The sequence below is a fragment of the Streptosporangium brasiliense genome, from assembly GCF_030811595.1.
Lineage (GTDB): Bacteria > Actinomycetota > Actinomycetes > Streptosporangiales > Streptosporangiaceae > Streptosporangium > Streptosporangium brasiliense.
This window is the reverse complement of record NZ_JAUSRB010000002.1, coordinates 162,296-176,311: the sequence shown is the minus strand read 5'-3', so window position 1 is coordinate 176,311 and position 14,016 is coordinate 162,296. Positions and strand designations below refer to the sequence as shown.

Genomic DNA, 14,016 nt, shown 5'->3' with positions numbered 1-14,016 from the left:
CCTGGGGTGCCGCGGTGCCGGGCCACCTGCGGCAGGAGGCGCCGGCCCGACCTGCTCGCAACCGCGACGACTCCAATCCGACGACTCCAACTCCGCAGCGACTCCAGCCCCGAGGTCGTCCCTCACCGCCGGGCGCGCCGACGGGCGGCCGGCGAACGCGTGCCATGAATAATTATTTATGCTGATATATCCATAAAATGCGGACTGCATTCCCCGTCCCCGGACGCCGGCGTCCATGGAAGGCCGCGGACGGATGACGGCCGGGGCCGCCGGGCCTCCCGGCGACGGGAGATGGGCCCTACGCCTTGGCGGCGGCGCTCTCGCCGGTGAACGCGGCCACGGCGCCCAGGCCGAGATAGACCACGCCGCTGGTGACGTCCAGGCGGCGACGGGCGCGGGCGGAGCGGCGCAGGCGGCCCGCCATGGCGGAGGCGAGCAGGGCGAAGGCGCCGTCACTGGCCAGGCCGAGCGCGATCCAGACCGCGCCCAGCAGCAGGATCTGCGGGGCGATCGGCCCCCGGGCGGGGTCGGTGAAGTGCGGCAGGAAGGCCAGGAAGAAGATGGCGGTCTTCGGGTTGAGCACGTTGACCACGAAGCCCTCCCAGAACATCCGGGACCGGTCGGCGACCGGCGGCCCGGAGGTCTCGGCGTCGTCCTGGCGGGACATCAGCTTGCGGACGCCCAGCCAGATCAGGTAGGCCGCGCCCAGATACTTGACCACGGCGAACGCGGTCGCCGAGGCGGCCAGCAGGGCGCTGACCCCGAGGGCGGCGGCGGCCACGTGGACCACGGAGCCGAGGTGGATGCCGAGCACCGACACGATGCCCGCGCCACGGCCCTGGGCGACGCTGCGGGTCACGATGTAGAGCACCGCGGGCCCCGGCACGAGGAGCAGGGCGAGCGTCGCCGCGGCGAACAGGGCGAGTGTCGTCAAATCTGGCATATCAGGATCGTAGGACGGCCCGATCCCTGACCGCCTCAGGTTTTCCGCGGGGTGCTCTCAGGGGCTCTTCGCCGCGCGGAGCAGGTAGCAGCACAGGACGGCGGCCCCCGCCAGTGCCTGGGCGGCCAGGAAACCGCCGAGCGCGGCCGGTCCGACGGTCAGCGCCAGCGCCAGGGGGAGGCAGCCCAGCGCCGCGAGGTCCGCGCCGGTCACTCCCCACAGCACCGGGCCGGTGGGCACCGCCCCGGCGGGCGTCTCGATGACCGGCATCGCGTGGTCGATCGGACGCCGCCGCGCCATCCGCAGGCCCGCGGCGGCGAGGGCCGGGGCGGCCAGCGGCCCGAACAGCCACCACGGACCTCCCGGGAGCATCCCGGTCAGGGTCAGGCCGGTCAGGGCCAGGGTGAGCCAGACGGCGCTCAGCAGTGCCGGCAGCAGCGCCCGGGCGGTGAGGGCGGCACGGGCGTCGACGCCGAGCAGGCGAGCCAGGCCCGGGTTGTCCGCGTCGCGGCGTGCGCCCGAGGTGCCCGCCACCGAGGCGGCCAGCGCACCGGCGAGCACGGCGCCCGCCGTGATCGCGCTGATGCCCCCGGTGGCCTGGGCCACCACCGGGGGCAGCGCGGCGGCTGCGAGCAGGGCGGCCGGCCGTCCCGGGCGCCGGCCGAGGCGGCGCCAGTCCTGCCAGGCCAGGGCCAGCGGGGCGGGTAGCGGCGGCCACGGCCGCGAGCGCAGGGCCCGCCCGCGCCAGTGGTTGTCCTCGGCGATCCAGGTCAGGGCGCCGGGATCCATGCCGACTGTCGCGTCGGCCACATGACCGGCGCGGGTGGAGGCGGCCAGCAGGCTCCGGGCCGGGATGCGGGCCAGGGACGACCAGGCCAGCCGTAGGAGCAGGGCGGCCGCCACGGCGGCCGCGCCCGCGAGGACCGCGCCCGGCGTCGCGGGCGCGGCCGCGACGGTGGGCAGGGACCGGCGCGCGGCTCCCGAGGCCGATAGCGCCGCGGCCGCCGCCAGGACGGTGATCGCGACGAGGGCCACGTTCAGCCACGAGTTCCAGGTCTGCGACGACTGCGAGAGCACGGTCAGCGCCATCCCGCCGGCCGCCGCCGACACCCCCAGGACCATGGCGGCGGCCAGCCGTACCGCCAGCTGGTCCGGCGCGCCCAGGACGGCGAGCAGGCCCATCCCCAGCGCGGCCCCGACCGGTACCGAGACCAGCAGGAGCAGCCTCGCGGTCCGTCCCAGCACTTCCCGGCGGTCCAGCGGGGACAGCAGCAGCCAGGCGGCGTCGGGGCCGGTCAGCGCGACCGGGCCCACCACGCGGGCGACGGCGAGCAGGCCTGTGTAGGCCAGCGCGACCAGGGCGACTCCGGCCCCCATCCGGGACGGATCGGGCTGCCGGACCATGGCCGCCAGCGCGGAGGAGACGGGGTGGGCCAGTACGGCGGCCGCCATCGCCAGCCCGAAGAGGGCGGCGTAGCGGTCCAGCCAGCCCGTGGAGGTGCGGCGGCGCGACCGGATGGACGCGCGGATCGCCGGGACGCCGCTCATGCCCTGCCCGCCGTTCATGCCCCGCCCGCCGCGCGTCCGTCCGCTGTGCCCCTGCCCGCCGCGTGCCCTCCGCCCCCGTGCCCGGTCCCTTCGCCCCCGTGCCCGGTCCCTTCGCCCCCGTGCCCGGTCCCTGCGCGCCCGTCCGCCGCGCGCTCATCGCCCGTGCGCCCGTTGTCCGGGTGCGGGGTCGTGGCCCGCCCGGCCGCCGTGCGCCCGTCGTCCAGGTGTCCGTCCGCCAGTACGGCCTGGCGGGCACCGGTGGCGCCGGCGAGCCCGAGATCGTGGGTGGCCATGACCACCGTGCCGCCGGAGGCCGCGTAGTCCATCAGGATCGCCGCCAGGCGCTGGCGGAAGGCGGAGTCGAGCCCGCGTTCGGGCTCGTCGAGCAGGAGCAGCCGGCTCGGCCGGAGCAGGGCGCTCGCCAGCGAGAGCCGCTGCCGCTGGCCGGTGGAGAGGGTCAGCGGTGAGGCGTCCGCCCGCCGCTCCAGATCGAACAGCTCCAGCGCCGCGTCGACCTCCAGCCGGGGTGGCATGTGGACGGCGCGCACCAGCTCCAGGTGCTCACGGGCGGTCAGCCCCGGATACCAGGCGGGCTCGTCGCCCACCAGGACGACGTCACGCCAGAAGGCGGAGTCGTCCCTCGGTGGGCCGCCCAGGACGTCGAGCTCGCCCGAGCCGGGGGGCTGCAGCCCGGCCAGGCAGCGCAGCAGCGTCGACTTCCCCGCGCCGTTCGCGCCGATCACGGCGACGATCTCGCCGGGCGCGGCCGTCAGGCCGACGGTCCGGAGAACGGGGTTGCCGCCGAGTTCCACCCCGACGTCGCGGACCGTGATGATCGTTGGAGACACCGTTCGAGCGTACTCGGCGCCCTCCGGGTCCGCGCGGGCCCACCGCGGACGGAAGCGGGTGAACCGGCCGCGGCGGGATCGCGGGGACGGATCGGCCGTGGCGGGCCGGCCGGTCATGGGCGGGCGGCTGCGCCCAGGCGCGACGGGGATCGGTCGCCGGCGGCCCGCTCACGGGTGGATCGGCGTACGGGCCGGTTACGGGCGGGTCGCGGAGACGAGGGCGGCCAGCAGGGCGGTGGTCGCCGGGGGGACGGGGGGTTCGCCGTAGGTGGCGGCGTAGACGTGCCGGGTCGAGCCGGGGAGCTCGATCACGTTGACCTTCGGGTGACGGTGCGCCCGCAGTGCGAGGGCCGGCAGCGCCGTCACCCCGATCCCGGCCGCCACCAGGGCCTGGACGGCGACGATGTCGTCGGTGGTGAAGGCGATCTCCGGCTCGAAGCCCGCCTTGGCGCACAGGTCGAGCAGATGGCTCCGGCACCGGTCGCAGCCCCCGATCCAGCGGCTGTCGCGGTGGGAGGCCAGGTCGCCGGGCCGGCCGGCGGTGACCAGATAGCTGGGGTCGTCCAGCAGGTGGACCAGCTGGATGCCGTCGTCCTCCGGGGCGGTGTCGTCGTAGCGGAAGATGACCGCCACGTCCACGTAGCCCGCGCGGAGCATGCGCAGGGCCTCGGGGGGCTCGGTCTCGGTCAGACGCAGTTCCAGACCGGGGTGGTCCCCGGCGAGCAGGGCGGCGGCCTCCGGCACGAACGTGCCCAGGGCCGAGGGGAAGGCGGCCAGCCTGGCCCGGCCCGCGCGCAGGCCCACGTGCGCGGAGAGCTCGGCCGAGGCGGAGTCGATGCGCCCGACGATCTCGATGGCCCGCTCCGCCAGCAGGCGGCCCGCCTCGGTGAGCCGGATGCCCCGGCCGACCCGCTGGATCAGCTTGGCCCCCGTCTCGCTTTCGAGCTTGGCCAGGTGGTGGCTGACCGAGGGCTGGGAGTAGTGCAGTTCCCTGGCCGCGGCGGTGACCGATCCGTGCCTGGCCACGGCGGCGAGCACGCGGAGCCGTACGACATCGAGCATGTATCAACATTATCTATGAATAAGCGGAAAGATAGGCATTAGACGTTATGAGTGGTCCGGCGCACCCTTGAGACATGGGAACGATGACACTCGCCCGTCCCGGCCTGGCGGAACTGGTCGCGGGGGTCCGGGAGCTGGCAGACGGCTCCACCGCCCCCCGGACGACGGCCTTCGCCGTGGCCGACCTGCTGCGCGACCGGCTGCCCTCTCCCGAGATCCTCACCGAGCGGGAACGGCTGGGGGATCCGGACCACTACGTCGGTCACACCCTCCACACCGAGGCCGCCTTCTCGATCCTGGCCGTGGTCTGGCGGCCCGGCCAGGAGACGGTGATCCACGACCACATCGCGTGGTGCGCGTTCGGGGTCCTGCAAGGGATCGAACACGAGACGCTCTACCGTCTCGACGGCGACCACCTGACCGAGATCGGCCGGACGGCCAACCACGTGGGGGAGGTCAGCGGCTTCGCCCCGCCCGGGGACATCCACAAGGTCCGCAACACCGGCGACAGCACGGCGATCTCCCTCCACATCTACGGCGCCGACCTCAGGGCCGCCCCGAGCAGCGTCCGCCGGGTCTACGACCTGCCCGTCCGCTGAGCCTGGCCGGCTCTCCGGAGACGCTGTGCCTCGACGGCTCTCCGGAGACCGGCGCGCCAGCCACCTCCAAGTGACCGACAAGCTCCCGGCGTCACGATGAGGACGTCCCGGTCCCTCCGGAAAAGGAGCGAGTCATGCGGAAGATCACACGCCTGTACGCGCTGGCCATCGCCCTGGCCGTGCCCGCCTTCTCGGTGCTGCTGTCCGGCACCGCGGAGGCGATCCGCATCGCCAACCACTGCGAGCCGTCCGTCGACGGTGATTGACCGGTCCGTCCGGCGCCGCCGGATCAGGATGATCCGGCGGTGCCTCGTACGGGGTGTCTACTGCCGCAGGCGCGGGTGGTACGCCGAGGGCGAGCGGTGGGCGCGGCGGGCGACCGAGGCTGTGGACAGCACGGATCTCGCCGGGCACGCGACGCTCCTGGTGGATCTGGCGTCGCTCTGGCACGGGCTCACGCGCCACACGGAGGCGCATGAGTGCGCCCGGCGGGCGGTGGAGTCGCTGGCCGCGGCACCCCCCGGCCCCGGGCGCGACGGACCGCTCGCCGACGCGCTGATCCGGATGGGCGACGTCGAGCGCAGGTGGGCCCGGTACGCCACAGCCGAGGAGCACCTGCGCCAGGCGTTCGAACTGGTGGACGGGGCCGACCACGAGCGGGGCGCGGCCGTACGGCTGGCCCTGGGCGTGCTGTGCAAGGAGACCGGCCGGTACGGCGAGGCCGAGGAGTGCTACCGGGGAGCGCTGAGCCGCCTGGAGCGGCACGGAGCCGACGACCTGGCGCGCGCCGACGCCCTGCACAACCTGGCGGGGCTCGCGCACGCCCGGGGCGACGACGGCCCCGCCGGAGAGCGCCACGCGCGGGCCGCGATCGAGATCCGGCAGGGAGCGCTCGGCCCCCGCCACGAGCACGTCGCGGCGGACCTGGCCGTGCTCGGCGCGGTCCTGACGGGCCAGGGCAGGCACGCCGAGGCGGAGGAGGCGTTCCACCGGGCCGTCGGCATCTTCCGTGAGCGGCTGGGAGCCGACCACTACGAGGTGGCGGTGTGCCAGGTGAACCTGGCACACCTGGACGACCTCCAGGGCCGTCCGGAGGACGCGGGGCGCCGCTACCGGGAGGCCCTGCGCGTCAAACGTCGTGTCCTCGGCCCCGGTCACCCGGAGGTGGAGCGCCTGTCCGCGTCCGTGCGGACGAGATCCGGCTGAGGGTCCGCGGGGCCCGCGGGGACGGACCGGCGTCCGGGACCCCACGCACCGCCTGGGCGAGGCCGGGGCCGGCTGAGGGGCCGCAGGGCCTGCGGGGACGGGCCGGTGTCCGGAGCCTTCCGCGCGGACCCGGCGCGGTGCCTTCGGCCCCGGGTCACCCTTCGGCCCCGGGGCGGCCTTCGACCTCGGGCTTCCTGTCCAGGCCGAGGCTCTCCTTGATGGCCTCCAGGCGGGCGGCCCCCTCGACGTCGAGGGCGGCGCGTTCGACCTCGATCATCCGGGCCTCGACGGAGTTGGAGGTCAGCTCGGCCTCGCCGAGGGCGCGGGCGTAGCGCTTCTCGATCTTCTCGCGGACCTGGTCCATGGTCGGGGTGTCCCCGGCGGGGGCGAGGCCGGACAGGTCGCCCATGGCCCTGTTGAGCTGCTCCTGCATCTTGGCCTGGTCGAGTTGGGAGAGCAGGCGCATCCGCTCGGCGATCTTCTTCTGCAGAGCCATGGCGTTGTTCTCGACCGCCGCGCGGGCCTGGGCCGAGGCCTGTCCGGCGCGTCCGTGCATGAGCTGCGCGTCCCGCAGCGCGGTCTCGGCCGCCACCAGCCGGGAGGCGAAGGCGCGGGCCGAGTCCTCGTAGGACAGCGCCTTGCGCTCGTCGCCCGCGGCCCTCTCCCGCTCGGCCAGCAGGACGGCCTGGCGGGCGTTGGCCTGGAGCTTCTCGGTCTCCTCCAGCGAGCGGGCGAGCCTCATCCCCAGCTCGCGCTCGTTGCCGATGACCGCGGCCGCCTGCTGGGTCAGCCGCTGGTGCTGCTCCTTGGCCTCCTGGATCGCCTGCTCGATCTGGACCCGGGGGTCGGTCAGCTCGTCCAGCCGGCCGGACACGGCGAAGACCAGATAGCGCCAGGCCCGGCGGATGACCTTGAACATGGGGGGCTCCTTAGAGATCCGGCGGCTCAGCGATCCAGCGCGTCGCGGGTGATCTGTTCGGTTTCGTGCAGGCCCTGGCGGACCCCTTCGAGGCTGTCGGCGAGTTCGTCGAGCACCCGGGCCGGCTCTAGGGCTCCGGTGGCCGACATCGCCGACAGCTCCACTACCCGGGCCAGGAGCCCCTCGATGCTGATCGTGCTCGACTCCATCCGGGCGAGCACCTGGGCGCGGGTCTCGGAGAGCCGCTCGACCACGGCCCGCTGGGCGGCCAGCGAGGCGAGCGCGCGGTCGATGTCGTGGACCAGCCCCTGCTTGGCCCCCTTCCGGGCACGGGTGAGCCGCGCGTGCTCCTGCCGGAGCCGGTCGAGGTCGAACCTGGCGAGCGCGGTCCCGGTGAGCGAGGCCTGCTCGGCCAGGCGTTCCAGCGTGGCCGTGGAGTCGTCGACCTGGGGCCGCATCAGCGCGATCCGCTCGGCCAGCGGGCCGTTCCCCATGGAGGCGCTCAGCTCGCCGAAGCCGTGCGCGGCCGAGCCGGCCCGGCCCAGCCAGTAGGCCTCCTGGCTGCCGGCGGTGACGGCCGGCGCGGCGCGGCCACCGCGGCCCTGGAGGGCGGCGGTGGCCGCCTTGGCCAGCCAGACGGCGACCCCGACGGCCCCGGCGGCGGCCGGGTGCACGCTGACGGCCCACGCGGCGCCGCCGGCGGTGGCGCCGAGCAGCAGGCCCCACGGATCGCGTAATTCGTCGATGAGACGGGACATCAGAAGTTGGATACCACCGCGGTGAACACCTGGTCGATACTTCCGGGCTCGCGAGAGTCGTACGCGGCCGCGTCGGTCGCCTCGGAGATCGTTCTCAGCACGCCGAGGTCGGCGTCCTGGCCGTAGGCGATCGTGAACATCCGCACCGAATCCTCGGCCGACTCGGCGCGCAGGCCGGGCAGCAGGTTCTTCAGCGAGATGCTCTCGACGTCCTCGTTCTTGCCGTCGGTCAGGAAGACCACCGCGTTGATCGCGTCGCCGCTGTGCCGGTCGCGCACGTGCCCGTAGGCGGCGAGCGCGGTGTCGTAGAGGCCGGTCCCGCCGTCGGGGGTCAGGCCGCCGAGCCGGGCCCGCAGGTTCTTGCGCTGGGCGGCGTCCACCGTGGCCAGCGGGGCCAGCTCCAGATGGTCCTTGGCCCCGTCCCGCCTGGTGGAGAACATCCACAGCCCGACCTTGTCGTGCGGGCCGAACTGGGGCAGGGCGTTGATCGCCGCCTGCTTGGCCAGCTCCAGCTTGCTCTTGCCGGTGCCCGGCACGGTGGCGCCCATCGAGCCGGAGACGTCGATCACCATGAGCACGTTCGCGGGCTTGCGCAGGTCGGCCCAGCTGGAGAGCACCTTGTCCAGCACGTTCGGGGCGGGCGGGCTGAGCGTCGTCTCCGGTTCGGCGGCCAGCAGGCCGTTCGCCTCGGTGATCAGCTTGCCCGCCTTCCCCTCGTACGACCGGAAGGCGGACTCGGCGAACCGTCCCTGCTGCTCCGGGGCCTGCAGGTAGGCCAGGAAGTCGGCGGCCACCCGGCGCTTGACGTCGTCCACCCACGGTGCGGTCAGCACGGCGTAGGGGTTGTCGGAGTAGAGGGTGCCCTCCTTGGGGTAGATCGCCACCAGCGGCACCCTGGGCCTGCCGTGCTTGCCCAGCGTCTCGGGGTCGCCCGTGGGGTTGCCCTGGTTGTAGTCCCAGACCGACTTCTCCTCCACGGCCACGGCGGAGATGTAGCTCAGGCCCGCCCCGGCGTCGTCGGCCCGCTGCAGGTTCGACAGGAACGTCAGCGTCGTGTCGCCGTAGTGCACGATCGAGCGCTCCACGTCCCGGACGAAGGTCCGGGCCTTGGCGTCGGCGACGTTCTTCTCCGACAGGTCGCCCGACAGGCCGGTGGCCGCGAAGTAGGCGCCGACGGTGGCGTTCAGGCCGCTGGTGGAGAAGTTGGGGTTGGTCTTCCCCAGGCGGAAGCGGCCCCACTCCGGATGGCCGTACTTGGCCCAGGAACCGGCCGACAGGTCGAGCAGGTCGGACCAGCCGAGCTTTTTGCCCGGCCAGCCCAGTGCCTCGGCCATCGGCTTGGGCATCGCGATGACCAGCGGTGTCTTGGCGATCGACGGGTTGTCCGCGGTGACCAGGGCGCCGGTGTCGTTGCCGGCGGCGCGCTGCTGGAGCAGGGTGACCCAGCCGCTGCTCGCCGGGGACCAGACGTCGGGCCGCGGGCCGTCCTGGCGCTCGTCCCAGCCGCGGGCCAGCGCCTGCATCGCGCCGCCGCTGGCCTTGGTCTCGACGACGACGTCGGCGCAGCGCTCGCCGACCTTCCGGCCGTTGTAGCCGGCCGCGATCTCCCGCAGCAGCTCGGCCTTCTCCGACGACGCGGCCACGGTGAGGGTGACCCCGCCGTCGCCGCAGCGTCTGGACGGGCCGTCCCCCTCCTGCCCGGCCGGCCCGCCGTCGCCGACGTACAGCCGCAGTCCGACGATCAGCGCACCGGCAAGAATGATCGCGATGACGAACGGGGCGAAGTTTCTCCGCGGTCGCTGCGGCTGTTGATACAACCCGGCCTCCCGGTGGTGTCAGTACTTGTCCGACGAACAACCCCCCGCCAGAGTTCGCCGCGGCGGGTGGCCGTTCAGAAGTTGGAGATCACACTGGTGAAGACCTGGTCGATGGTGTCGGCCCGGGAGGAGTCGTAGGCGGCTCCGTCGGTGGCCTCGGCGATCTGCTTGAGCACGCCCTGGTCGGCGCCCTCGCCGTAGCCGATGGTGAACAGGCGCACGTCGGGGCTGAGCTTCCCCAGCAGGTTGTCCAGGTCGATGCCGCCGTTCTTCTCGTTCTTGCCGTCGGTGAGGAAGACCACTGCGTTGATCGCCCCGCTGTCCCTGGCCCCGCGCATCCGCTCGACGGCCGCGAGCGTGGTGTCGTAGAGCCCGGTCCCGCCCCCGGCGGTCAGCTCGCGGAGCCGGTCGCCGAGCGCCGGGCCGATCTTCGACACCGTGTCGACCGGGACCAGCTCCCGGTAGTCCCTGTCGCCGTCCTGCTTGGTGGAGAAGGCCCACAGCCCGACCTTGTCGTCCCCCCGGAACTGCGGCAGCGCGTTGATCGCGGCCTTCTTGGCCAGCTCCAGGCGGCTCTCGCCGGTGCCCGGCGCCTCCTCCTCCATCGAGCCGGACTTGTCCACCACGATCAGCACGTTGGCCCGTTTGCGCAGCTCCGACCAGCTCCGCAGGACCTTGTCCAGGACGGTCGGGGTGGGCAGGTTGAGGGTGGTGACGGCGGCGTCGGGGATGACGCCGTTGTCCTTGGTGGCCCGGGGACCGAGCTTGCCGTCGTGGCCGCGGTAGCCGTACGACTGGAACTCCGCCTGCACCGGGGCGCTGTGCAGGTAGTTCAGGAAGTCGTCGGCGACGGCCTTCTTGGCCGGGTCCATCCAGGTCAGCGGGACGTAGGGGTGGTCGGAGAAGAGCGTCCCCTCCTTGGGGTTGACGGCCACCAGCGGGGTACGCGGCGGGGCGTGCTTGCCCAGCGTGGCCGGGTTGCCCGAGGGGTTGCCCCGGTTGTAGTCGGTGACGGAGTTCTCCTCGATGGTGATCGCGGAGATGTAGGCCATGGACTCGCCCCGGTCGTCGGCGCGGAGCAGGTTGCCCAGGAACGTCATCGAGATGTCGCCGTAGTGCACGATCGACTGCTCGACGCCCTTGACGAAGTCGCGGGTCCTGGCGTCGGAGATGTCACCGGCGGTCAGGTCGGAGGTGGTGCCGGTGGCGGCGAAGTAGGCGCCGATGGTGGCGTTCAGGCCGCTGGTCGAGTAGTTGGGGTTGGTCTTGCCGAGCTTGAACTGGCCCCACTCGGGGTGACCGTACTTCGCCCAGCCCTTGGGGTCGGACGCCAGTTCGGCGAGTTCCGCCCAGCCGATGGCCTTGCCCGGCCAGCCCAGGGCCTCGGCCATCGGCTTGGGCATCGCGAAGACCAGCGGCGCGGTCACGATCGGCACCGGCCTGCCCTCGGGGACCGGCACGGTGCCGTCGGCGCCCGCGGCCTGCTGGCGCAGCAGCGTCACCCACGCGGAGGCGGCGGGGGCCCAGACATCGGGCCGGCTGCCGTCGGTCCGCTCCTCCCACCCCCTGGCCAGCGCCCGCATCGCGGCGCCCGAGTTGGCCTCGTCGATGACGACCTCGGCGCAGCGCCCGGCCACGGTCCTGCCGCTGTAGTCCTTCGCGACCCCCCGCAGGATCCAGATCTTGTCCTGGGAGGACGCCACCCGGATCTTCACCGACTCGCCCGAGCAGGCGCTCGGCTCGCTCCCCGGGTCCTCCCGGCCGAAGAACCAGCGCAGCCCGGCGATCAGCCCGATGGCCAGCACCACGGCGAGGAGGTAGGGCAGAATCCGCCAGCGGGGTCGTGCGGGGGAGTACGCCACCGCATGATCGTAGGAAGAACCGATTTACCTGGACAAGGGGTTACCCGTTTCCCCTGGCCACGGCGGGGACGAGGGCCGGGCCTTCCTGCCGCGCGGACTGCGCGCGCCGCATCGTGCGTGACGGCCACCAGTTCGCCCGGCCGAGCAGCGTCATGGCCGACGGCAGGATCATGACCCGGATGACGAAGGCGTCCAGCAGCACGGCCGCCGCGAGGCTGAAACCGATCTGCTTCATCTCGGCGAGGTGGAGGAAGACGAAGCTGGCGAACACGGTCACCATCACGACCGCGGCGCTGGTCACCACGCCGGCCGAGCGGCCGATGCCGTCCAGCACCGCCTCGCGGGTGGGCACGCCGCGCAGCGCCGCCTCCTTGATCCGGCTGACCATGAACATCTGGTAGTCCATCGACAGCCCGAAGAGGATCACGAAGAGGAACAGCGGCACCCGGGATCCGATCGCGCCGGTGGCGTCGGCGCCGAACAGGCTCTCCCCCAGACTGCTCTGGAAGGCCATGACCAGCAGGCCGAACGAGGCCGCGGCGGACAGCAGGTTGAGCAGGACCCCGATCAGCCCGATGACGACCGAGCGGAACACGACCACCGTCATGACGAAGGTCAGCAGCAGCAGGGCCGTCAGGACCAGCGGCAGTTTCTCGTTCTGATTGGCGAGGTAGTCCGCGTCACGGGCGACGTCCCCGGTGACGTGTGCCTCGACACCGGGGACCCTGCCGACCGTGGCGGGCAGGTAGTCCTCCCGGATGTGCGTCAGCGACTTCATCGCCTCGTCGGAGCTCATCCGGAACGGGACGGCCAGATCGAGCACGCTGATCCGGCTGTCGGCCGAAGTCCGCAGCCTCGGCCGCACGTTCCTGGCGAACAGCGGGTCCGCCTGGGCGCGCCGGCCGAGATCCTTCAGCGCCTCGGTCACCTCTTCGGCGTGGGCGGGGTCGGCGCGGACGACGACGCTGTGCTGGACCCGCAGCTCCGGGAACGCCCCGGTCAGCCGGTCGTAGACCTGTATCGCCGGGACGTCGCGCGGATGGCTGTCCTTGTTCAGCACCCTCAGCTGCATGCCCAGCACGGGGAGCGCCAGGCAGATCATGACGAGCACCGACACGCACAGCGTGATCGCCGGGTGCTTGCTCGCGGGCCGCAGCAGGGCGCTCCACACCCGGCCGATCTCGGCCCCCTCCTTCTTCGGTCGGCGCGGCTCGCCCCGTTCCGCCGCCCGGGCGGTCCGGCGGGCCGCACGGCGTTCGGTCCTGTGGCCGATCGTGACCAGCAGGGCGGGCAGCACGGTCATCGAGCTGAGCACGGCGACCAGCACGACGACGATGGTGCCGGTGGCCAGCGAGGAGAAGATGACGTCCGAGGCCAAGTACAGGGTGGCGCTGGAGACGATCACCGCGAGGCCGGAGACCACGACCGTCCGGCCGGAGGTCGCCGCGGCCAGTTCCACCAGGGCCGCCGAGCCGAGCCTGCCGTCCGAGCGGGTCCGTTCCTCCCGCTCGCGCTTGAGGTAGAAGAGCGTGTAGTCGACGCCGACCGCCATGCCGATCAGCAGGATGACGTTGTTGCCGACACCGGCGTCCGGAACGATGTGCGAGACCACCATCGACAGCCCCATGGCCGCGGCGATCGAGGACAACGCCAGCAGCAGCGGCACGCCGGCCATGACCACCGAACCGAAGACGACCAGCAAGGTGATCAGCGTGACCGGCAGCGTGATCGCCTCGGAGAGCGCGAGGTCGTCACCGCGCTGCTTGTTGAGGCCCTTGCTGATGGAGGGGCCGCCGGTCTCCTCCACGAGGAGGTTCGGATACCCCTTCTGCACGGCGGCGGTCTGTGCGAGCAGCGGATCGACCTTCGTGCTGCCGTCCAGCTCCGCCCCTCTCATGGTCACCTCGACCATGAGGGTCCTGCCGTTCTTCGAGCGGATCGGGGCGGCGACGTCCTCGACCTCGGGTAGCTTCTTCATCCGGACGGTGATGTCCCGTGCGGCGGCGTTGACCGCGGCGGGGTCCTGCGGGCCGGACCTGACCGAGATCAGGATCTGCTCCGTCGGCCTGCGTTGCAGGTCCCCCTCGGCCGCGATGGCCTCGGCGCGGCCGGCCTCGCCGACCCGGTAGTCCTCGCTGGTGGCCTTGTCGGTGCCGATCGCCGAGCCGACCCCCAGGCACAGGACGACGAACAGGAACCATCCGATGATCGCCCGCCACGGATGGGCGGCGCTCCAGCTCGCCACCCGTACGGTCAGTGGCCGCCTTCCGGTCCGCGCGCTCATCGGGTCACACCGCCGGACCCGTATGCCCGGATGGGGGAGCCGTGCTCACGCCGGGTCCGGCCGTGGGACGACGGCGTCCTCACCTCCGCGGGTCCGATCCGCCCATGGAGGGATTTGCATTGGAGCAGCATGAGCTGCTCTCCTTTCTTTGGAGGTCGTGCGTTCGAAGG

The 14,016-nt window shown here is 72.9% G+C and carries 12 protein-coding genes; 3 read left to right on the top strand and 9 right to left on the bottom strand.

All coding sequences use genetic code 11. From position 1 onward, the window contains the following. Nucleotides 1-298: 298 nt before the first annotated feature. The 4 genes from J2S55_RS09325 to J2S55_RS09310 form a co-directional block, all read right to left on the bottom strand. Complete coding sequence (locus J2S55_RS09325) at nucleotides 299-943, bottom strand: LysE family translocator (RefSeq protein WP_306858792.1); 645 nt, start codon at nucleotides 941-943, stop codon at nucleotides 299-301. Nucleotides 944-1,000: 57 nt separating this feature from the next. Beyond that, nucleotides 1,001-2,509 (bottom strand): DUF6297 family protein, encoded by a 1,509-nt coding sequence (locus J2S55_RS09320; protein WP_306858790.1) that lies wholly within the window; start codon nucleotides 2,507-2,509, stop codon nucleotides 1,001-1,003. Beyond that, nucleotides 2,506-3,339: an ABC transporter ATP-binding protein gene (locus J2S55_RS09315; protein WP_306858788.1), complete on the bottom strand. Its 834-nt coding sequence runs from the start codon at nucleotides 3,337-3,339 to the stop codon at nucleotides 2,506-2,508. The genes J2S55_RS09320 and J2S55_RS09315 overlap by 4 nt, the downstream gene beginning before the upstream one ends. 195 nt (nucleotides 3,340-3,534) lie before the next feature. Next, nucleotides 3,535-4,401: a LysR family transcriptional regulator gene (locus J2S55_RS09310; protein ID WP_306858786.1), complete on the bottom strand. Its 867-nt coding sequence runs from the start codon at nucleotides 4,399-4,401 to the stop codon at nucleotides 3,535-3,537. Between the two features lie 74 nt (nucleotides 4,402-4,475). Here J2S55_RS09310 and J2S55_RS09305 point away from each other — a divergent pair, with 74 nt between their 5' ends. From J2S55_RS09305 to J2S55_RS09295, 3 genes are all read left to right on the top strand, one after another. Continuing rightward, nucleotides 4,476-5,000, top strand: a complete 525-nt coding sequence (locus J2S55_RS09305) for a cysteine dioxygenase family protein (protein WP_306858784.1) — start codon at nucleotides 4,476-4,478, stop codon at nucleotides 4,998-5,000. 134 nt (nucleotides 5,001-5,134) lie between these two features. After that, the gene (locus J2S55_RS09300) at nucleotides 5,135-5,266 is read left to right on the top strand and encodes a hypothetical protein (RefSeq protein ID WP_306858783.1); all 132 of its coding nucleotides are present in this window, start codon (nucleotides 5,135-5,137) and stop codon (nucleotides 5,264-5,266) included. 28 nt (nucleotides 5,267-5,294) lie between these two features. Beyond that, nucleotides 5,295-6,206, top strand: a complete 912-nt coding sequence (locus J2S55_RS09295) for a tetratricopeptide repeat protein (protein WP_306858781.1) — start codon at nucleotides 5,295-5,297, stop codon at nucleotides 6,204-6,206. Nucleotides 6,207-6,360: 154 nt separating this feature from the next. Here the strand turns inward: J2S55_RS09295 and J2S55_RS09290 are convergent, their stop codons facing one another. The 5 genes from J2S55_RS09290 to J2S55_RS09270 form a co-directional block, all read right to left on the bottom strand. Further along, complete coding sequence (locus tag J2S55_RS09290) at nucleotides 6,361-7,125, bottom strand: PspA/IM30 family protein (RefSeq protein ID WP_306858779.1); 765 nt, start codon at nucleotides 7,123-7,125, stop codon at nucleotides 6,361-6,363. Nucleotides 7,126-7,151: 26 nt separating this feature from the next. Continuing rightward, the gene (locus J2S55_RS09285) at nucleotides 7,152-7,883 is read right to left on the bottom strand and encodes a hypothetical protein (RefSeq protein ID WP_306858777.1); all 732 of its coding nucleotides are present in this window, start codon (nucleotides 7,881-7,883) and stop codon (nucleotides 7,152-7,154) included. Then, entirely contained in the window at nucleotides 7,883-9,700 is a 1,818-nt protein-coding gene (locus J2S55_RS09280; protein WP_306858775.1) for a substrate-binding and VWA domain-containing protein, read from the bottom strand. The genes J2S55_RS09285 and J2S55_RS09280 overlap by 1 nt, the downstream gene beginning before the upstream one ends. Before the next feature lie 74 nt (nucleotides 9,701-9,774). Further along, nucleotides 9,775-11,562: a substrate-binding and VWA domain-containing protein gene (locus J2S55_RS09275; RefSeq protein WP_306858773.1), complete on the bottom strand. Its 1,788-nt coding sequence runs from the start codon at nucleotides 11,560-11,562 to the stop codon at nucleotides 9,775-9,777. A gap of 40 nt (nucleotides 11,563-11,602) precedes the next feature. Continuing rightward, entirely contained in the window at nucleotides 11,603-13,846 is a 2,244-nt protein-coding gene (locus tag J2S55_RS09270; protein WP_306858771.1) for an MMPL family transporter, read from the bottom strand. Between the last annotated feature and the right edge of the window lie 170 nt (nucleotides 13,847-14,016).